Origin of the sequence: Aquamicrobium terrae (genome assembly GCF_040545735.1) — a bacterium.
In the GTDB taxonomy this organism is placed as follows: Bacteria; Pseudomonadota; Alphaproteobacteria; order Rhizobiales; family Rhizobiaceae; genus Mesorhizobium; species Mesorhizobium terrae_A.
In genome coordinates this window covers 228,740-248,709 of sequence record NZ_JBEPML010000004.1, presented here as the reverse complement: position 1 = coordinate 248,709, position 19,970 = coordinate 228,740, and the positions used below count along the sequence as shown (strand labels likewise).

The following is a 19,970-nucleotide window of genomic DNA, read 5'->3' as shown; positions in this document are numbered from 1 at the left end:
TTGACAGGCGGTGGCCATGCCGTGATCGCTGCGCTGCGCGACGCGCTCGGCCCCCGCGCCTTGCTGTCGGGCGATGCGGTCGGCGCGCGCTACTGCTCCGACGCCAGTCTCACCGGCTCATGCCTGCCGAGGGCCGTCCTGCGGCCGGACACGGTGGAGGCGGTTGCCGCCGCCTTGCGCATCTGCAACGCGGCCGGCCAGTCCGTGGTGCCGCAGGGTGGCCTGACGGGGCTGGCGGGCGGCGCCAATCCGCGCGCAGACGACATCGCGCTGTCGCTGGAGCGGTTTGCAGGCGTGGAAGAGATCGACGAGGCGTCGGGCACGATGACGGTGCGTGCCGGCACCGTTCTGGAATCCGCCCAGTCGGTCGCGGCGGCGGCCGGTTTCCTGCTGCCGATCGACCTCGGCGCGCGCGGATCGTGCCAGATCGGCGGGATCGTCGCCACCAATGCCGGCGGCATCCGTGTGCTGCGCCATGGCCAGACGCGCGAGAATGTGCTGGGCCTGGAAGTGGTGCTGGCCGACGGCACCGTGATTACCTCCCTCAACAAGGCCGTCAAGAACAACACCGGCTACGACCTGCGCCAGCTTTTCATCGGTTCGGAAGGCACGCTGGGCGTGGTGACGCGCGCCGTGCTGCGGCTTCGCCCTGCCCCCGCGGCGTGCCATACCGCGCTTTGTGCGCTGCGCAGCTATGGCCATGTCGTCGAACTGCTCAAGCGGGCGCAGGCTGCGCTGCCGGGCTTGTCCGCCTTCGAGGTGATGTGGGAGAGCTATGTCCGTTTCAACGAGGAGGCGGAACGCATCCGCCACTTCGTTGACCGCCCTTCCCTCACCGTCCTCCTCGAACAGCAGGGAGCGGAAGAGGACGCCCATCGGTTCGAGGCGTTCCTTGCCGATGCGCTGGAGGAAGAACTGATCGGAGACGCCCTCATCGCGCAGTCGCAAAAGGAGCGGGACAGTTTTTGGGCAGTACGCGAGGGCCATCAGATGGACCGCCTGCTTCCCGGGCTGATCAACCTCGATGTCAGCATGGCGATCGGCCGGCTGGGCGATTTCGCCGAAACCTGCGGCCAGCGTCTCGCACGGCGCTTCCCCGACGCCCACATCTCCTTTTACGGTCATCTGGCCGACGGCAATCTGCATGTCGCCGTCTCGGTGCCGACAAGCACCGACCAAGCTGCCGCCGAGGTCAGCCGCATCACCTACGAACTGGTGAGGCAGCGTGGCGGCTCCATTTCGGCCGAGCACGGGATCGGCACGCTCAAGCGGCCCTATCTTGGCTATTCGCGCAGCGCTGCCGAGATCGAGCTGATGCGACGGATGAAGACGGCTCTCGATCCGAACGGCATTCTCAACCCCGGCAAGGTCATCTGAAGCAGGAAGAAGGCAATGCTGCCGCGCCGACCGGCTTTGAGGGTGGGACTGTCTCCAGGGTCCTCACTGCCACCAGCGCAGCGACATGCAGGAAAGGCCGGCGTCGATCTTGCCGATCTCGCTCGTCTTCAGGGGAACGACCTTGTAGCCCCTGGCGTCGAGCAGGTCGATGGTCCGGGGATAGTCGGAACCGACGAAGACGACCCCGTTGACGCGCAGCGCATTGGCCGCCGGCTCCTCGCCCTCGGGAACGACGATCTCGCGTAGCCCCGTGAAGAAGCTCGACCCGGCAAGGCGGTGGGTGGCAAGGACGGTTTCCTCGTCGAGCAGTGAACAGTCGGTCTTGAAATGCAGGACGCCTTTCGGCGTCTCGACGATCCTGCCGCGCCGGCCAAGCCTGTCGAGGCCGGCCACGAGTGCTTCGGCGCCGGCCCTGTCGGTGCGTGCGGAAAGCCCGATCATCACCGCATCCGGCGTCGTCAGCACGTCTCCGCCTTCGGCAAATCCTTGCGCCGGCCGGTCGATCACCGTGGCGAACATGGAACGCAGTACCGGCTCGACCTCGGCGGTTTCGCCGGCACGCGTTTCCGCGCCCGGCCGCAGCAGGAGCGCGCCCTCGGGAAAGACCAGCGCCGGGTCCTCGACGAAGATCGCATCCGGATAGGCCTCCAGCGCCGGCAGAACCGTGACCTCGACACCGGCGGAGTGCAGGGCCTCCACATAGGCATCGTGCTCGGCAAGCACGCCTTCGTAGGTCGGGTTGCCGCGATCGTCGGCCCGCAGCCCTTGAACGACCGAGGAGCCGGGCTTACGGACGATGGCGGAATTGAATTCGCAGACAGCAGGCATCATTCGCTCTTCAGATAGGTTTCGGCAAGCTCGGTCCAGAAGGCCGCGCCGATGGGGATCAGGTCGTCGTTGAAATCATAGGCCGGATGGTGAAGCGGGTAGCTGTTTCCCGCCCGTGCGCCGCCGAGGAAGAAATAGGTTCCCGGCCGCTCCTTGAGCATATAGCCGAAGTCCTCGCTGCCCATGAAGGGCCGCTCCAGGTCGACCACCTTTTCAGGTCCGGCGAAGCGCCGGGCGAGGCTGCGTGCGAAGTCCGTCTCGGCCTTGTGGTTGATCGTCGGATCGTAGCTGCGCCGATAGTCCACCGTCGCCGTCATGTCGTAGCTCTGCGCCTGCCGCGCGGCGATGAGGCCGATGCGGTGCTCCAGTTCGTCGCGCACCCTGGGGTCGAAGGAGCGGATGCCGACGGTGATGTCGGCGGTCGAGGGAATGACGTTGCTGGCGGCCCCGCCATGAAAGGCCGCCACGGTGACGACCGCCGGATCGAGTGGGTGGATGTTGCGCGAGACGATCGATTGCAGCGCCATGACGATCGATGCGCCCGCCACGATCGGGTCCGCGGTCGCCTGCGGCTCCGCTCCATGGCCACCCGAACCGCGGACCTTGATAAAGGCCTCGTCGACGGCGGCCATGATCGGCCCTTCCCGAAAGGCGAACTGGCCGAAAGGCAGGTTCGGCTCGTTGTGCAGCGCAAACACCGCATCGCAGGGGAAGCGCTCGAACAGCCCCTCCTCGACCATGATCCTGGCGCCGCCGACATTTTCCTCGGCCGGCTGGAATATGAGATGAATGGTGCCGTCGAAGTTCCGGCGCTCGGCAAGCGCTTTCGCGGCGCCCAGCAGCATGGTGGTGTGGCCGTCATGGCCGCAGGCATGCATCAGGCCGGGCATCCTGCTGGCATAGGCAAGTCCGGTTTCTTCGGCGATCGGCAAGGCATCCATGTCGGCGCGGATGCCGATCGACCGGCGGCCGGTCCCGTTGCTCAGCGTCGCCACGATGCCGGTCCGCGCCAGCCCGCGCGTGACCCTGTAGCCCATCGCCTCTAGCTGCCGTGCCACCAGATTCGAGGTTCGCACTTCCTCCAGTCCGAGTTCGGGATGCGCATGCAGATCATGGCGCACGGCGACCAGCTCCGGCAGGCTGTTGAGGATGGTCGGCTGGACGGTGGTCAAATCAAACGCCTCGTGTCGGTATGCGGTTCTCGAAATAGCGGAAAAGGATCACAAGCACGGCCGTGAGCAGCATGTAGATGGCCGCCAGAAGCAGCAGCGGCTCATAGGTGAGAAAGGTTTCCTGGCGCACGCGCGAGATGACGCCGTAGAGATCGACCACCGTGATCGTCGCGACCAGCGGCGTCGACTTGAGCTGCAGCACCGTCTCGCCGTTCAGCGTCGGCAAGGCGCGATGGACGGCGCGCGGCAGCCAGATGCGACGAAACACCTTGAAAGGCGACATGCCGAAGGCGCGGCCTGCCTGCAACTCGCCGGACGGCACGCCGGCGAAGGCGCCGCGCATGACTTCGCCCTCATAGGCGGCGAACGAGATGGTGAGCGCCGCCAGCCCGTACGGCCAGGCCTCGCGCAGGTACGGCCACAGGAAGGAGCTGCGGATTCCGGGGATCGACGGGAACAGCGAGCCGAGCCCGTAATAGAGAAGCCATAGCTGGAGCAGGAGCGGCGTGCCCCTTATGACGGTGCAGAACGCCGCCGCCGGCCACTTCAGCCAGAACGGGCCCGTCACCTGCGCCAGCCCCAGCGGCACCGCGAACAGGAAGCCGAGCGCCGCCGAACCGAATAGCATGGCGAGCGTCACGACGACGCCGTGTCCGAGCCGCGGCAGATAATTGGGAAGCCAGTCCCAGCGCCCGAAGATGATCGCGCTTGCCACCAGCGCGACGGCGATTGCGATGAGCGCGATGCGATGCGGTTTCAGCCACAGGCTGGTGCGCGCTGCGCGGTCGATCATGGTCGAAGCCGGGTGCGCCATTCAGGTCATCCTGGCGAAACCGCGCCGGGAGCGGCGCTCGACGAAGCCGATAAGGACGTTCGAGACCAGGGTAAGGGTCAGATAGATCGCCCCGGCGGCCATGAAGAACAGCAGATAATGCTTGGTGGCGCCGGCGGCCTGCCGCGTCACCAGCGTCAGCTCGCTGAAGCCGACGACCGCCAGAAGCGCGGTGTCCTTCGTGGCGATCAGCCACAGGTTGGCCAGCCCGGGAATGGCGAAGGGAAGCATGGCGGGAATCGTGATGCGGGTCAGGATCTTGCGGGGCGACATGCCGAAGGCGCGGCCGGCGTCCAGCTGGCCGGGCGCGATCGACTTGATCGCGCCGCGCAGCACCTCCGTCGAATAGGCGCCCTGGACGACCCCGATGACGAAGATGCCCGCGGCAAGGCCGCTGATGTCCACCCGGCCGTAACCAAGCGTGAGAAGAAGCTGATTGAGCAGGTCGGTTCCCGCATAATACAGGATGAGGATCAGCACCAGTTCGGGCACCGCCCGCACCACGGTGGTGTAGACCTCCAGCAGGTCGCGCGCGACCGGTCCGCCATAGAGCTTGCCGAGCGCGCCGAACATGCCGATCAGCAGGCCCAGCGAATAGCCGCCCACCGCGATCTGCAACGTGTTCCAGAAACCGCGCAGAAGCACGCCGCCCCAACCTGGCGGGTCGAGCGCGAGCAAAGCCCAGTTGATCAGGGGTGCATCCATGGAAGCTGCGCCAGCGAAGGGCGCGGCCAACAGCTATGGCCGCGCCGATGCTCCATCAATCGCCATAGATGTCGAAGTCGAAATACTTCTTCGAGAACTCCTGATATGTGCCATCGGCGCGAATGGCCTTGATGGCGGCGTTGATCTTGTCCTTCAGTTCCGTGTCGCCCTTGCGCAAGCCCACCCCGATGCCCGGCCCGAGCACGTCGACATCCGGCGCGACATTTCCCTTGTCGCTGCAGCAGGCCTTGCCCACCTCGGTGTCGAGGAACTCCTTGAGTGCGAGCGCGTCGGCCTGCACGGCGTCAATGCGCCCGGAGACAAGGTCATTGTTGGCCTCATCCTGGGTCTGGTATTCTTTCACCGTGGTGCCGTTCGGCGCGAAATGCTTCATCGCATAGGCCTGGTGGATGGTCGCAACCTGAACACCCAGTACCTTGTCGGCGAGGCTCTCCGGCGTGGAGTCGAACTCCATATCCTTGGAGCCGATGATGAGCGGCAGCGTATTGTAGTATTTGTCGGAGAAGTCGATGGTCTTGAGGCGCTCCGGCGTGATGGACATCGAACCGACGATCATGTCGATCTTGTTCGTGGTCAGGGCGGGAATGATGCCGTCCCACGCGACCGGCGTGACCACGCAATCCAGCTTGGCTTCGGCGCAGATGGCGTTCATGAAATCGATCTCCCATCCCTGCCAGTTGCCGGATGCATCCGGAGACGTGAAGGGCGGATAAGGCTCGGCCGCGACGCCGACCTTGACCTGCTGGGCGTTGGCGACGGCGGCGCTGGCGACGATCATCGCCACGGTGGCCAACAGGCTGACTGACAATCTCCTCATAGTGCTCCCTTTCTTCTTTTGATTTAAATTCATATTTTTAGTGGACCGAGCTGATAAACTTCTTGAGCCGTTCGGATCTGGGTGCATCGAACACCGCTTCCGGCGGTCCCTGCTCCTCGATCCTGCCGCCATGCAGGAACACGATGTGGCTCGCCACATTGCGCGCGAACTTCATTTCGTGCGTGACCAGGATCATGGTGCGCCGCTCCTTGGCGAGGTCGCCGATGACCGAGAGCACTTCGCCGACAAGTTCCGGATCGAGCGCCGAGGTCGGCTCGTCGAAGAGCATCACCAGCGGCTGGATGGCGAGCGCGCGGGCGATCGCCGCCCGCTGCTGCTGGCCGCCCGACATGAAGGCCGGATAGACGTCCCGCTTCTCGTAGAGGCCGACGCGCCGCAGCAGCGTCTCGGCCGTCGCGACGGCCTGGTCCTTCGGCACGCCGAGGACATGAACTGGCGCCTCGATGACGTTTTCCAGCACTGTCATGTGCTGCCACAGATTGAAGCTCTGGAAGACCATGCCGAGGCGCGTGCGCATGCGCTCGACCTGTCGGCGGTCGGCGGGCATCTGACCGCCCTGCCCGTCGCTCTTCATGGCGATCGTCTCGCCATGGATCGCCACGCTTCCGGAGGTCGGCAGCTCCAGCATGTTGATGCAGCGCAGAAAAGTCGACTTGCCCGAGCCGCTGCCGCCGATGATGGCGATGACATCCCCTTCCCTAGCGTTGAGCGAAATGCCCTTCAGGACTTCAAGCTGTCCAAACCGCTTGTGCAGGTCGACGACTGAAATCGCCTGATCGCCTTGGCTCATCGGGTGACTGCCTCCTCAAGCCCGGATATTCGTCCGGATAGCTCGGCCCCTCAATTCCCGTGGCGGTATCTTTCCGTCATTCCCGCCGACTGTCGAATCCTATTTCGCCAGCGGCGGCTCCGCCTTGTTGTTCGTCTCAAACTATACAGTTGAATAGTTGTTATGCAAGTGCATAATGACGGAGATCGAAACCGGAATTGATGTCGACAAACTGGGGAGGAGGCGATGACGGGTTCGTTCAGGCGCGCCCCCGATTTCGACCGGCGCACCGACATGGTCGAGGCCACGCTCGACTGCATCGCCGACCTCGGCATTCAGGGCACCACCGTGCGTGCCGTGGCGGCCCGCGCCGGCGTCAGCAACGGTCTCATCCGCCACCATTTCGCTTCCAAGGACAATCTGATCGTCGCCGCCTACCGCCGCACGATCGAGATGATGACGGGACCGGCTCTCGCCGTCCTGGAATCGGAGGAAGGCACCCCGCATGACAGGCTCGGCCGCTTCATCGTCGCCAGCCTCGGCGGTCCGGTTGCCGATCCGCGCATGCTGTCCCTATGGGCGACGTTCATCAGCCAGGTTCATCACAATCCCGATCTGGCGCGCGAGCATCGCGACGGATATCTCGCCTATCGCCGGGCGACCGAAACGCTGATTGCCGATGCCATAGTGGCCGAAGGTCGTGCCTTGGGCGGGCCCGAACGGGAACGGCTCGGCATTGCCTTCAATGCGCTCATAGACGGGTTGTGGCTCGAAGGTTGCCTGAGCGCCGAGGAAATCAACGAAAGCCTGCAGATCGAGATCGGCTTCAGGTCGGCCGAAAGCCTGCTGGCAATCAAGCTTCCGGCGCCTCGTGAAGACGGAGAAAACTGACATGCATTACGCATCCATCACGGACCGTCTGGCCGATCTCGGATCGGAGAAATGGGAAATCCACCTGCGCGGCCGCGAAATGCGGGCGCTGGGAAAACCGCTGATCGAACTGACGATCGGCGAGCCGGACGTCTCCCCGGACGACCGTCTGCTCGATGCCTGCAGCGCCGCCATGCGGGCCGGACGCACGCGCTATTCCAATGGTCGGGGCGAGCCGCCCCTGCTTGCCGCGCTGGCGCGCAAATATACGCGCCGCAGCGGCCGCGAGGTCACGGAGCGGAACATCCTGTGCTTCCCCGGCACCCAGACCGCGCTCTTCGCCGTCATGATGGGTCTTGTCGAAAAGGGCGACAAGGTGCTGATGCCGGACCCCTACTACGCCACTTATGAAGGTCTGGTGCGCGGTCCGGGTGCCGAGCTCGTTCCGGTTCCGTTGAGCGTAGCCAATGGCTTCCATCTGCGGCCGCAAGACCTTGAAGCCGCCATTGTGCCCGGTTGCCGCGTCTTGCTCCTCAACAGCCCGCACAATCCAAGCGGCGCGGTGCTCTCGCGCGCCGAGATCGAGGCGATCGGCGAAGTCTGCCGCAGGCACGATCTGTGGCTCGTCAGCGACGAAGTCTATGAGGAACTGACCTTCGGCGCGGATTTTGCCTCTCCTTTCGACATCGAGGGGCTGGCTGACCGCACCATCGTCGTCTCCTCGATATCGAAGTCGCATGCCGCGCCGGGCTTCCGCAGCGGCTGGGCCGTCGGCCCGGAGGAATTCTGCCGGCGCCTTCTGCCGCTTTCGGAATCGATGCTGTTCGGCAGCCAGCCTTTCATTTCCGACATGACGGCCTATGCGCTGACCCATGAGCTTCCGACCGCTGCCTTGATGCGCGAGCAATATGCCGCCCGGGCCGGACTGATTGTCGAGCGGTTGGACGGCGTGGGCGGATTGCGCGCGCTGCCGCCCGAAGCCGGCATGTTCGTGTTGCTGGACGTCAGCGGAACCGGGCTGGACGGCCTTGGCTTCGCCTCACGCCTTCTTCAGGAACGTCATGTCTCGGTCATGCCTGGCAGCTCCTTTGGGGAAGCCGCGAAATATCTCGTCCGGCTCAGCCTGACCGTACCTGACGAGCAGCTTGCCGAGGCGTGTGATCGCATCGCCTCCTTCGCCCGTGGCATCAACACGCGATCCGAACGGATGGCATCATGAGCGCGAAACATACCGTCGGACTGGAGCTGATCCGGCTGCTGGAGGCGCATGACGTCGACACGGTGTTCGGCATTCCGGGCGTCCATACGGCCGAGCTTTACAGGGGGCTGGCCGGTTCGAAAATCCGCCATGTGACGCCCCGCCACGAGCTGGACGCCGGCTTCATGGCGGACGGCTACGCCCGCGCGTCGGGCAAGCCGGGGGTCTGCCTGCTCATCACCGGTCCGGGCCTCACCAACGCGATCACCGCCATGGGGCAGGCGCGCGCGGACTCGATCCCGATGCTGGTCATCTCCGGCATCAACGCACTCGACACGCATGGCCGCTATCGCGGCCATCTTCACCAACTTCCGGACCAGTCGGCCATGATCCGCACGATCGCCCTGTCGTCGGAGCGGCTGGAACGTCCGCAGGATCTGCCGGCCGTCGTTTCACGCGCCTTTGCGGCGATGCGTGCCGGACGGCCGGGGCCGGTGCATATCGAGATCCCCACCGACCTGATGGAGGCTGCGCTGCCGTTGGGGACGCTTCCGCACCAGCCTTCGCCGCCTGCGGAGCCTTCCGCACAGGCAATCGAAGCCGCAGCCGGCCTCTGCCGAGCGGCGCGCAGCCCGCTCATCCTTGCCGGCGGCGGTGCCGTGTGGGCCGACGGGGCGATCCGAGATCTGGCGGAGCTTCTCGACGCGCCGGTCGTCACCACCACCAACGGCAGGGGCCTGCTTGCCGGCCATCCGCTGGTCGTGCCGGCAAGCCCCAGCCTTGAAGCGGTGCGGACGTTGATGCGCGATTGCGACCTCGCCATCGCCATCGGCACACAGTTCGGACCGACCGACTACGACGCCTATGAGGACGGCGGCTTCGTGCGGCCGGACAATCTCATCCGCATCGATATCGACCCGCATGCGGAGGCGACGAGCTTCCCCGCCACGGTATCGATCGTCGCGGATGCCGGGGTTGCCGCAAATGCACTGGCCTCCGCATTGCGCGGCGCCGCCGCCGCCTCGCGGCAGCCACCGGCGCAGGGGCGCGCCGCCGCCGCGCGCAAAGGGGCTCTCGAAGGCCTGTCGGACAAGATGCGGGCGCTGATCGAAGTGCTCGGTGCCATCCGCGACACGCTGCCGGGCTGCACCATCGTCGGCGATTCCACGCAGCTCGCCTATGCGGGCAACCTCTACTGGGAGGCGGCCGCGCCGCGCACATGGTTCAATGCCGCGACGGGTTACGGATCGCTTGGCTACGGTCCGCCGGCAGCGCTCGGCGCAGGCATCGCGCTCGGCACCGCGCCTGTCGTCTGCATCGTCGGCGATGGCGGTTTCCAGTTCTGCCTCGGCACGCTGGGGACGGCTGCCGACGAGAACGCGCCCGTCATCTTCGTCGTGTGGAACAACAACGGCTATCAGGAAATCGAGGACTATATGCTGGCGCGCGACATCGAGCCTGTCGGCGTGCGGCCGTCCGCGCCCGATTTCACCGGGATCGCGGCCGCCTATGGCATTCCGGCCCAGCGTATCCGCCTGACCGACGCCACCAGCCAGGATGCCCTGGTGCCGGGCGGCCTCGATCTGGCGCCCCTGACGGCCGCCCTGCAGGCGGCCCGCGCCGCTGGCGGACCCGCGCTTGTCGAAATTCTCACGCCTTGAGGGCGCAGGATCGGATATTGGACGAAGCGGATGTCGATCCGCAGGAGGGACCGGAATGTCAGATGAGGTCAGGCTTGTCCGCAACGGGCAGATCGCCGAGATAACGCTCGACCGGCCCAAGGCCAATGCGATCGACCAGCCGACGAGCCGCAAGCTCGGCGATGCGTTCGCGGCCTTCCGCGACGATCCCAAGTTGCGGGTGGCGATCTTCACCGGCGGCGGCGAGAAGTTCTTCTCGGCCGGATGGGACCTCAAGGAAGCGTCCGCCGAGGGCGGCGATGGCTATATCGCTGATTACGGCCAGGGCGGCATCTACGGTTTCTCGGAGCTTCCGGAGCTTCACAAGCCGGTTATCTGCGCCGTGAACGGCTACGCCATCGGGGCCGGCTTCGAAATCCTGCTCTGCGCCGATTTCATCGTCGCTGCCGACCATGCCCAGTTCTGGCTGCCCGAGACCTCGCTCGGCGTCCTGCCCGACATCGGCTCCTTCGTGCTGCCGAAGATCCTGCCCAAGGTCATCGCCAATGAAGTGCTATATGGCGGCCGCCGCTTCGACGCGCAGGACTGCCTGCGCTGGGGCCTGGTCAACGAAGTCGTGCCGCAGGCCGGGCTGATGGAGGCGGCGCGCGCCCTGGCGGGCCGCATCCTGCGCTCGGCGCCGCTTTCGGTCGCGGCGGCCAAGGAGACCACGCGGCTGGCGCAGCATATGAGCCTCGAGGAAGCCTATGCCGCCATGCGCGCCGGCCGGTTCCCCCTGTTCGGCAAGCTGATCGCAAGCGAGGATGCGCTGGAGGGGCCGCGCGCCGCCGTCGAGAAGCGGGATCCGGTCTGGAAGGGAAGATAGGAGAGGCCGCCCGCATGAAGGTATTCGTTGTCAGTGCGACGCCGGAAGCCAATTCCTTCGTTGCGTCCATGGCGCGCTCGTCGGTCGAGACGATGCGTGCGCTGGGCCATGACGTCGTTCATTCCGACCTCTATGCGATGGGCTGGAACCCGGTTGCCAGCGCGGCGGATTTCGGCTCCCGCGCCAATGGCGATTATCTCACCTATGCGCTGGAGCAGCGCCACAACGTTGCCGAACGCACTATTGCCGCCGACATTCGCGCCGAACTGGACAAGCTGATGGCGGCCGACCTGCTGATCCTCAACTTCCCCATCTACTGGTTTTCGACCCCGGCGATCCTGAAGGGGTGGATCGACCGCGTGCTGGTGTCGGGCCTCTGCTATGGCGGGCGGCGCATCTACGACAAGGGCGGCATGGTGGGCAAGCGCGCCTTTGTCGGGCTCACCCTCGGCGGACGCGAGCACATGTTCGGCGAAGGCGCGATCCACGGCCCCATCGAGCACCTGCTCAAGCCGCTGGTCCAGGGCACGCTGGGCTACGTAGGCTACGATGTGATCAAGCCCTTCATCGGCTGGCACATCCCCTACATCACGCCCGAGGCACGGGCCGGCATACTGGCCGATTACGAGGCCTGCTTGCATAAGCTCGACAGCCGTCCCATCCTGCCTATGCCTTCCATGGAGACCTTCAACGCCGATATGAGCCCGAGGGCGCCAGCGGAAAGGCCGCTCGCAGAAGAAGAGAGACAAGCGCCATGACCACGCATCACCTCCAGTTCTTCATCGACGGCGCCTGGGTGGAGCCCGTCAAGCCCGCCACGCTGGATGTCATCGATCCGTCCACGGAAGAGCCGTTCACCCGCATCTCCGTCGGCTCCGGCGCGGATGTGGACCGGGCCGTGGCGGCGGCAAAGGCCGCGTTTCCCGCTTTCGCCGCGACGAGCCAGCAAGAGCGCCTCGCCCTGTTGCGCCGCATCCTCGAAATCTACAATGAGCGCTACGAGGACATAGCCCAGGCGGTCAGCCACGAGATGGGGGCGCCGATCACCTGGGCGCGCGAGGCGCAGGCCTGGGCCGGACAGGCGCATCTGGAAGCGACGATCAAGGGGCTGGAGGATTTTGCCTTCTCCGAAATGCGTGGCGAGACCCTCATCGTGCGGGAGCCGATCGGCGTCTGCGCCCTCATCACGCCATGGAACTGGCCGCTCAACCAGATCGTGTGCAAGGTCGCGCCGGCGATCGCGGCCGGCTGCACGGTGGTGCTGAAGCCCAGCGAGATCGCACCGGTCAGCGGCATCGTCTTTTCGGAGATCATGGAAGCCGCAGGCGTGCCGAAGGGCGTGTACAACATGATCAACGGCACCGGTCCCGATGTCGGACAGGTGATGGCGGGGCATCCCGACGTCGACATGGTGTCGTTCACCGGTTCGACGCGCGCCGGCATCATCGTGGCCAAGACTGCCGCTGACACGGTCAAACGCGTGGCGCAGGAACTCGGCGGCAAGTCGCCCAACATCATCTTGCGGGACGCGGACTTCGAGACCGCGATCATCAAGGGTGTCGAGGGATGCATGGGCAACACGGGGCAGTCCTGCGATGCACCGACACGCATGCTGGTGCCGGTCGAGCGGCACGACGAGGCGCTGGCCATCGCCAAGAAGGCTGCCGAGGCTTTCGTCGTCGGCGATCCGCGTTCGGAAGAAACGCAACTGGGGCCGCTCGTCAGCCAGCAGCAATTCGACAAGGTGCAGCGGCTGATCGAGGCCGGCATCAGTGAGGGCGCGACACTGGTGACCGGTGGCACCGGCCGGCCGGGCCACCTCAATCGCGGCTATTATGCCCGGCCCACCGTCTTCGGCCATGTAAGGCCCGGCATGACCATCGAGCGCGAGGAGATATTCGGCCCGGTGCTTTCCGTCATCTCCTACGAGGATGACGACGACGCGGTGCGCATCGCCAACGACACGGTGTATGGCCTGGCCGCCTATGTCCAGTCGCAGGACCTCGCGCATGCGCGCGCCGTCGCGGCACGGCTGCGGGCCGGACAGGTCAGCCTGAACTATCCCGACTGGGACACCTTCGCTCCCTTCGGCGGCTACAAGCAGTCGGGCAACGGCCGTGAATATGCCGACTGGGCGATCCACGACTTCCTCGAACTCAAGGCCATCGTCGGCCACGGTGCATAGAGGTGGCCAGAGGCCAGAGGCCGGACGAACGGACGATCAGGCGTCTGGCCTCAGCCCTGGAGTGCGAGGTTGTAGGCGGCGCCGATCAGTGTCCTGGTGTAATCCTGTCGGGGGGCGCTGAAAATCGCGTCTGCCGGCCCCTCCTCGACGATCTTGCCGTCCTTCATCACCACGACATAGTCGGACATGGCGCGCACCACCGACAGGTCGTGGCTGATGAAGATGTAGGAGAGCCCGTGGCGGGCCTGGAGGTCACGCAGAAGCTCGATCACCTGGCCCTGCACGGAGCGGTCGAGCGCCGAGGTCGGCTCGTCCAGCACCACGGCCCGGGGCTTGAGGATCAGCGCACGGGCAATCGCGATGCGCTGCCGCTGGCCGCCTGAGAACTCGTGCGGATAGCGGTTGCGTGCCGCCGGATCGAGCCCCACCTCCTTCAGCGCCTCGATCGCCCGCTTGTCGCGGGCGGCGCGCGAAAGCTGCGGTTCGTGGACATACAGGCCCTCGGTGATGATCTCGCCCACCGTCTGGCGCGGCGAAAGCGAACCGTAGGGATCCTGGAAGACGAGTTGCATGCTGCGCCGCAATGGCCGCATGCCGGCCCGGTCCAGATGGGAAATGTCGGTCTTGCCGAAACGGTAGCTGCCGGTGCTGGGAACGAGGCGCAGCAGCGCCCGGCCCAGCGTCGACTTGCCGGAACCGGATTCTCCCACCACGCCGATGGTCTGTCCCTCGCGCAGGCTGATGCTGACATCGTCGACGGCGCGAAACAGCAAGGCCCGCTTCCTGAACATGCCGGCATCGATCTTGTAGTCGACGGTGACGTTGCGGCCCTCGAAAATGATCGGCGCGCCGTCGGGCGGTGGCTGTTTGCGCCCCGAAGGCTCGGCCTCGATCAGCATGCGGGTATAGTCGGCCTTCGGATTGTCGAAGATGTCGGCGGCCGCACCCTGTTCCACCACTTCACCGCGCCGCATGACCATGACACGCTCGGCAAAATGCCGGACGATGCCGAGATCGTGCGTGATCAGCACGATCGCCATGTCGAAACGCTTCTGCAGGTCCCGCAGCAACTTGAGGATCTGTGCCTGGATGGTCACGTCGAGCGCCGTCGTCGGTTCGTCGGCGATCAGGATGTCCGGCTCGTTGGCCAATGCCATGGCGATCATCACGCGCTGACGCTGGCCGCCGGACATTTCGTGCGGATAACTGTTGATGCGGCGCTCCGGGTCGGGAATGCCGACCAGCTTCAAAAGCTCCAGCACGCGCGGACGCGCGGCCTTGCGGGTGCCGCCGCGATGGTGCGCGATCACTTCGGCGATCTGCCTGCCGACCGGGTAGAGCGGATCGAGCGAGGTCATCGGCTCCTGGAAGATCATGGTGATCCTGGCGCCACGGATCTCGTTGAGCGCCTTCGTGGAAAGTCCGATCATCTCCCGCCCGCGATATTTCGCCGAACCCGAGACGGTGCCGTTGGCGGCAAGCAGGCCCATGATGCCCATCATGGTCTGGCTCTTGCCGGAACCGGACTCGCCGACGACAGCCAACGTCTCGCCGGGGCGGACATCGAGGTCGATGCCCTTCACCGCGTCGACGTCGCCGTCCGGCGTCGTGAACGAGACCTTGAGGTCGCGCACGGTGAGGATCGGTTCCATGGTCTTTCGCATGTCCGCCATGTCAGCGATCCTTCGGGTCGAACGCGTCGCGCAGGCCGTCGCCGACGAAGTTCAGCGAGAACAGCGTGACGACGAAGAAGATGGCGGGGAAGATCAGCAGCCACGGCGCCGACTGCATGTTGTTGGCGCCTTCCGCGATCAGCGATCCCCAGCTCGTCAAGGGTGCCTGCACGCCGAGGCCGAGGAAGGAGAGGAAGCTTTCGAGCAGGATCACCTTCGGCACGATGACCGTGACGAAGATGACGACCGGACCGATCGTGTTGGGGATGACGTGGCGGCGGATGATCTGCCAGTCGGTGAGGCCCAGTGCTTCCGCCGCGCCAATGAACTCCCGCCGTTTCAGCGACAGCGTCTGGCCGCGCACGATGCGGGCCATATCCAGCCACTCCACCGCCCCGATGACGATGAAGATCAAGACGAAGCTGCGCCCGAAGAAGACGACGAGCACCACGACGAGGAAGACGAAGGGCAGCGAATAGAGGATTTCGACGAAGCGCATCATCACATTGTCGACGCGCCCGCCCATGTAACCCGAGATCGCGCCGTAGACGACGCCGATGCCGAGCGAGACGAGGCTGGCGAGAAGCCCGACGGCAATGGAGATCTGCCCGCCAAGCATGACGCGGGCCATGAGGTCGCGCCCGTTGGTATCCGTGCCGAACAGGAAATATTCCCGGTCGACGATGCCGGTAAGGGTGAGCTTGCGGCCCTCGTCCTCGCTTGTGACGACCTCGGTCCTGTCGAACTCGTTGGCGCGGTCGAAGTAGCGCGTCGTGCGCGGATCGATGGGGTCCTCTGCCGTGACGACGGCCGTGAAGGTCTCGCCTTCGACGGAGAAGGACTGAAGCTCGACGCGCGCCCGCGTCGCCACGCCCTTCATCGCCGCCTCCAGCGCATCGGCGCCCGGCCGCGGCTCGAGGCTCGGCGGGACCGTCACATAGGAGGAGAAGACCTGATCGTAGCTGTGGCTGATGACGAATGGGCCGAGGAAGGAGAAGCACGCGATCAGCACCAGCATGACGCTGCCGGCCATGGCGGGGCGGTTGCGGCGGAAGCGCAGGACGGCGAGCTGGAAGAGGCTGCGTCCCTTCACCTCGCCCTCGGGAGCGGAAGAAACGGTGGTGTCAGTCATCGCGCACCCTCGGATCGAGCAGGCCGTAGAGGATGTCGACAGCCAGGTTGAAGACGATGACGAAGATGGCGATCAGGACGACCGTGCCCATGACCAGCGTATAGTCGCGGTTGATCGCGCCGAGCACGAAATAGCGGCCGACGCCGGGAATGGTGAAGATCGTCTCGATGACCGCCGAACCGGTGAGCAGCGCCGCCGCGCAGGGTGCGAGATAGGAAACGACCGGCAGCATGGCGCCACGCATGGCGTGCACCACGACCACCGATTTCGCCGGCAACCCATAGGCCCGCGCGGTGCGGATATGGTCGGTGCGCAACGCCTCGATCATCGAGCCGCGGGTGAGGCGCGCGAAAACGGCGAGCTGCGGCAAGGCGAGCGCGATCATCGGCAGGATGAGGAAGCGCAGCGACCCGTCGCCCCAGCCGCCGGCCGGCAGCCAGGACAGCATGATGGCGAAGATCAGCGTCAGAACCGGGCCGACAACGAAGTTCGGCACCGTGACGCCGATGGTCGCCACCGACATGACGGCAAAATCGAGCATGCTGTTCTGGCGCAGCGCCGCGATCGTGCCGACGATGACGCCGCCGACAAGCGCCAGAAGCAGCGCGTAGAAGCCGAGTTCGATCGAATAGGGAAGACCCTTGCCGATGAGCTCGGCGACGGTGTTGTCCTTGTAGATGTAGCTCGGGCCGAAATCGCCGGTGACGGCATTGCCGATATAGGTGAGATACTGCCGCCACAAAGGCTGATCGAGCTGATAGGCCCGCATCAGGTTTTCCATCGTGGCGGGCGGCAGCGGCCGTTCGAGATTGAACGGTCCGCCCGGCGCGAAGCGCATGAGGAAGAACGAGATCGTGACGACGATAAACAGCGTCGGCACGGCGCTTGCGAGGCGCCTCAGAACGAAGGCAAGCATGACCGGGTCTCCCCAGCGGTGCGGTGCGCGGCCTCAGGCGGCCGCGCATCTGCAGCTGATCATTCCGAAACGCTGAGGAAGCGGCTCAAGTGCTGGTTGGCTGCGTTGTCCTGCCAGCCCTGCACCTTGCTGGAAACCAGCCACAGGTCGGCCTGGGTCAGCAGCGGCGCGATCGGCTGTTCCTGCATGAGCAGCGCTTCCGCCTCATGCAGAACCTTGGCGCGTGCCGCCGGGTCCCGTTCCTCGTACGACTTCTTCATCAGGGCGTCGTATTCGGCGTTGTTGAACTTGCCGTAGTTGAAGGTCTTGTTGGAGCTGACGCTCAGCGCCAGGAAGTTTTCCGGGTCCGCATAGTCGGCCACCCAGCCGGCGCGGGCCACGTTGAACGCACCGCCTTCCTGAAGGTAGGCGTAGTGCGAGGACACGTCGAGATTCACCAGCGAGACGTCCGCGCCGAAGGTGTTCTTCCACATGTCGGCCACCGCCGTCGCCACGCGCTCGTGGTTCGGGTTGGTGTTGTAGCGGATTTCGATCTTGAGCGGCTTGCCGCCCTCGCCGTAGCCGGCTTCCTTCATCAGTTCGATCGCCTTGTCCTCGCGGTCGAGCTGCGAGAGCGCACCGAAATCGGCATAGGCCGGTTCGTAGCCTTCCATGCCTGGAGGCACCATGGAATAGGCCGGGATCTGCGAGCCCGAGTAGATTTCCTTGGCCAGGAAATCGCGGTCGACCGCCATGGAGAGCGCCCGGCGCACGCGCACGTCGCTATAAGGCTCCTGCCGGGTGTCGAAGGCATAGTAATAGGTCGCCAGCGTGGGCGAGACGTGGACCTGATCGCCATAGCTCTGCTTCAGCCGGTCGATCTGGTCGGCCGAGAAGTTGTAGACGAGGTCCATTTCCTTCGCCTCGAAACGACGCACGGAGGCGGCCTGGTCGTCGATCGGGTAGAAGATCACCTTGTCGAGCTTGACGTTGGCGGCGTCCCAGTACTCCGTGTTCTTCTCCACCACGAGGTTGTCGTTCGGTACGTGGCTGACCAGTTTGAACGCACCGTTGGAGACCATCGTGCCGGGCTTGACGAAGTCGGCGCCGTTCTTCTCGACGCTCGCCTTGGAAACCGGCAGTGCCGTCTGGTGCGCGAGCAATTCGAGGAAGAAGGGCGTCGGGCGCTCCAGCGTCACTTCCAGCGTCTTGGCGTCGACCGCCTTGAGACCGAGCTGGTCCAGGCCGAGTTCGCCCTTGTTGACCTTTTCCGCGTTCTTGATCGGGTAGAGGATGTTGGCGTAGCCGGCCGCCGTCTTGGGGTCCTCGATACGGGTGAAGGAGAAGACGAAGTCTTCGGCCGTCACCGGGGAGCCGTCCGACCACTTCGCGTCCTCGCGCAGCTTGAAGGTGTAGACAGTGCCGTCGTCGGAAACGGTCCAGCTTTCGGCGGCGCCGGGAACGATTTTGCCGACGGCGTCATAGATCGTCAGGCCCTCATAGAGGTCCTTCAGGATGAACTCCTCGATGTTGATGGAAGTATGCGCCTGATCGAGCGTCTGGGGTTCGCCGGCATTGCCGCGATGAAGCACCGCTTCAGCAAAAGCCGGGCTCGCAACCACGAGGATTGCACTTGCAAAGAGGGTCGCAAGAAAGCCGTTAAATCCTTTCGGCATTTTCCCTTCCTTTCTTCCCATTTCGTAGGTGGCCAATCAATTGGCCATGTTTGGGTGCTTGGCAAGGGGGAAAAGTCCAGGCTAAGTTGTTGTGGGGAGCTTGCTTTTCCGATGGTCGACAGTGTCGATGCGCGCTGTTTTGGCCAGGATATTTATTGTGCCTGAATGGCACAGAGATCCTGTCCCCAGCGACCTGGCCACCGCATCGGAAGGCGCAGCGGAGAAATCCCGCTTCGTCCAGGCGGGTTGGCGAACCCGAGAAGCCGTCGCCGACACCCAATTATCTCTTGTTCCCCCGGATGCGGTGGCTACCATCGCATCCAAGGGGCCAAACTGATTCGATGCATGGTGAAGACCAGAGCGGAACCCCTGCCGTATGTTACCTATACGTCCTGTCTGCGTGGCGTGGCCTTGTCCGTTCTGGCCGTCGTCGTCGCGGCCTGCGCCCAGCCGAACCGGCTCGAGCGTTCTTCGCTGACCGAGAGCCTTCCGGCGCAGCAGGCGCTCGTGCTGCCGCCGCCGGGCGGGCCGGCAGTCGTCGGGGTCATCGAACGCCGGTACTCCAACGCTATCCAGCAAGATGTCGTGCTGGCGGCCGAAACCGCCGTGCCCGGGCAGAACCTCCTGCGCATACAGGCCTTCGGCCCCGTTGGCTCAGGCGGCACCACGGCACTCGTCGACAGGCATCTGTCGGAGGCGGCGATCGGGCGGGAGATGCGCGGCCTGCTGCCCGGCGTCGCCATGCGGCGCTCGGCCTTGTATGCGCAGAATGCCTATGGCCCCTTCGGCTATGCGACCGGCCGCCACGGCAAATCCGATCTTTGCCTCTACGCCTGGCAGCGGATAGCCGCCCCCCAGGCCAATGCGCCGCTTGGCAGCAGGGGTACGATCCAGATCCGCCTGCGTGTTTGCCGGGCCGGCGCCACGGAACAGGCGCTCCTCGCCATCATGCACGGCTACACCATCAACGCCTCCTTTGCCGGCTCGGGATGGAACCCCTACGGCCCGCCCTCCCCGGCCGATCCCCGCCTCGGCAGGACGGGCCAGCCGATCCATTCGGCCGGGCCCCCCGTGCCTCAGGCAAGCGATGATCCGGAGCCTGCACCCGCACCGGTTCGCCGGAGCCCCACCCCTGTCGCCGCGCCCGTGCTCCAGACCCTGCCTGCCCCGCCCGCCGGGGCGCCCATCGTTCCTCCGCCACCGGCCGCCGCAGCCGGAGAAGATATCACCGTACCGGCACCACCGGCCGAATAGGGGGAGACGGCGTTGCGCG

The 19,970-nt window shown here is 65.3% G+C and carries 18 protein-coding genes; 8 read left to right on the top strand and 10 right to left on the bottom strand.

Annotated features, from left to right (window positions below):
• Positions 1–1,377, top strand: coding sequence for an FAD-binding oxidoreductase (locus ABID37_RS08290; RefSeq protein WP_354193780.1), 1,377 nt, complete (start codon positions 1–3; stop codon positions 1,375–1,377).
• Positions 1,378–1,440: 63 nt separating this feature from the next.
• Here the strand turns inward: ABID37_RS08290 and ABID37_RS08285 are convergent, their stop codons facing one another.
• From ABID37_RS08285 to ABID37_RS08260, 6 genes are read right to left on the bottom strand one after another with little or no spacing between them, the layout of a single operon-like run.
• Positions 1,441–2,229 (bottom strand): dimethylarginine dimethylaminohydrolase family protein, encoded by a 789-nt coding sequence (locus ABID37_RS08285; protein ID WP_354193779.1) that lies wholly within the window; start codon positions 2,227–2,229, stop codon positions 1,441–1,443.
• On the bottom strand, positions 2,226–3,398 hold the full coding sequence (locus ABID37_RS08280; protein WP_354193778.1) for a M20 aminoacylase family protein: 1,173 nt from the start codon (positions 3,396–3,398) through the stop codon (positions 2,226–2,228). Before ABID37_RS08280 ends, ABID37_RS08285 begins: the two co-directional genes overlap by 4 nt.
• Before the next feature lies 1 nt (position 3,399).
• Positions 3,400–4,212 (bottom strand): ABC transporter permease, encoded by an 813-nt coding sequence (locus tag ABID37_RS08275; protein WP_354193777.1) that lies wholly within the window; start codon positions 4,210–4,212, stop codon positions 3,400–3,402.
• The gene (locus tag ABID37_RS08270; RefSeq protein ID WP_354193776.1) at positions 4,213–4,935 is read right to left on the bottom strand and encodes an ABC transporter permease; all 723 of its coding nucleotides are present in this window, start codon (positions 4,933–4,935) and stop codon (positions 4,213–4,215) included.
• Positions 4,936–4,990: 55 nt separating this feature from the next.
• Positions 4,991–5,773 (bottom strand): transporter substrate-binding domain-containing protein, encoded by a 783-nt coding sequence (locus ABID37_RS08265; RefSeq protein WP_354193775.1) that lies wholly within the window; start codon positions 5,771–5,773, stop codon positions 4,991–4,993.
• A gap of 37 nt (positions 5,774–5,810) precedes the next feature.
• Entirely contained in the window at positions 5,811–6,584 is a 774-nt protein-coding gene (locus ABID37_RS08260) for an ABC transporter ATP-binding protein (protein WP_354193774.1), read from the bottom strand.
• Between the two features lie 225 nt (positions 6,585–6,809).
• On the opposite strand from ABID37_RS08260, the gene ABID37_RS08255 reads away from it, so the two are divergent.
• Genes ABID37_RS08255 through ABID37_RS08230 form a run of 6 tightly spaced genes read left to right on the top strand, consistent with a single transcriptional unit; the run spans position 6,810 to position 13,321 of the window.
• Positions 6,810–7,454 carry a TetR family transcriptional regulator C-terminal domain-containing protein gene (locus ABID37_RS08255; protein WP_354193773.1) on the top strand — a complete coding sequence of 215 codons (645 nt, stop codon included), beginning with the start codon at positions 6,810–6,812 and terminating at the stop codon, positions 7,452–7,454.
• Position 7,455: 1 nt separating this feature from the next.
• Positions 7,456–8,652 (top strand): pyridoxal phosphate-dependent aminotransferase, encoded by a 1,197-nt coding sequence (locus ABID37_RS08250; RefSeq protein ID WP_354193772.1) that lies wholly within the window; start codon positions 7,456–7,458, stop codon positions 8,650–8,652.
• On the top strand, positions 8,649–10,292 hold the full coding sequence (locus ABID37_RS08245) for a 5-guanidino-2-oxopentanoate decarboxylase (protein ID WP_354193771.1): 1,644 nt from the start codon (positions 8,649–8,651) through the stop codon (positions 10,290–10,292). Before ABID37_RS08250 ends, ABID37_RS08245 begins: the two co-directional genes overlap by 4 nt.
• 55 nt (positions 10,293–10,347) lie before the next feature.
• Positions 10,348–11,136 carry an enoyl-CoA hydratase-related protein gene (locus tag ABID37_RS08240; RefSeq protein ID WP_354193770.1) on the top strand — a complete coding sequence of 263 codons (789 nt, stop codon included), beginning with the start codon at positions 10,348–10,350 and terminating at the stop codon, positions 11,134–11,136.
• Between the two features lie 14 nt (positions 11,137–11,150).
• Entirely contained in the window at positions 11,151–11,894 is a 744-nt protein-coding gene (locus tag ABID37_RS08235) for an NAD(P)H-dependent oxidoreductase (RefSeq protein WP_354193769.1), read from the top strand.
• Positions 11,891–13,321 (top strand): aldehyde dehydrogenase family protein, encoded by a 1,431-nt coding sequence (locus ABID37_RS08230; protein ID WP_354193768.1) that lies wholly within the window; start codon positions 11,891–11,893, stop codon positions 13,319–13,321. The genes ABID37_RS08235 and ABID37_RS08230 overlap by 4 nt, the downstream gene beginning before the upstream one ends.
• 50 nt (positions 13,322–13,371) lie before the next feature.
• Here the strand turns inward: ABID37_RS08230 and ABID37_RS08225 are convergent, their stop codons facing one another.
• The 4 genes from ABID37_RS08225 to ABID37_RS08210 are packed head-to-tail and all read right to left on the bottom strand — an operon-like array spanning position 13,372 to position 18,697.
• Positions 13,372–14,985, bottom strand: coding sequence for an ABC transporter ATP-binding protein (locus tag ABID37_RS08225; RefSeq protein ID WP_354193880.1), 1,614 nt, complete (start codon positions 14,983–14,985; stop codon positions 13,372–13,374).
• 10 nt (positions 14,986–14,995) lie between these two features.
• A complete protein-coding gene (locus tag ABID37_RS08220) occupies positions 14,996–16,126 on the bottom strand; it encodes an ABC transporter permease (RefSeq protein ID WP_354193767.1) in 1,131 nt (376 codons plus the stop codon).
• On the bottom strand, positions 16,119–17,042 hold the full coding sequence (gene oppB / locus ABID37_RS08215) for an oligopeptide ABC transporter permease OppB (protein WP_354193766.1): 924 nt from the start codon (positions 17,040–17,042) through the stop codon (positions 16,119–16,121). Before oppB ends, ABID37_RS08220 begins: the two co-directional genes overlap by 8 nt.
• Before the next feature lie 59 nt (positions 17,043–17,101).
• Entirely contained in the window at positions 17,102–18,697 is a 1,596-nt protein-coding gene (locus tag ABID37_RS08210; RefSeq protein WP_354193765.1) for a peptide ABC transporter substrate-binding protein, read from the bottom strand.
• 345 nt (positions 18,698–19,042) lie between these two features.
• On the opposite strand from ABID37_RS08210, the gene bcsN reads away from it, so the two are divergent.
• A complete protein-coding gene (gene bcsN / locus ABID37_RS08205) occupies positions 19,043–19,951 on the top strand; it encodes a cellulose biosynthesis protein BcsN (protein ID WP_354193764.1) in 909 nt (302 codons plus the stop codon).
• Positions 19,952–19,970: the final 19 nt, after the last annotated feature.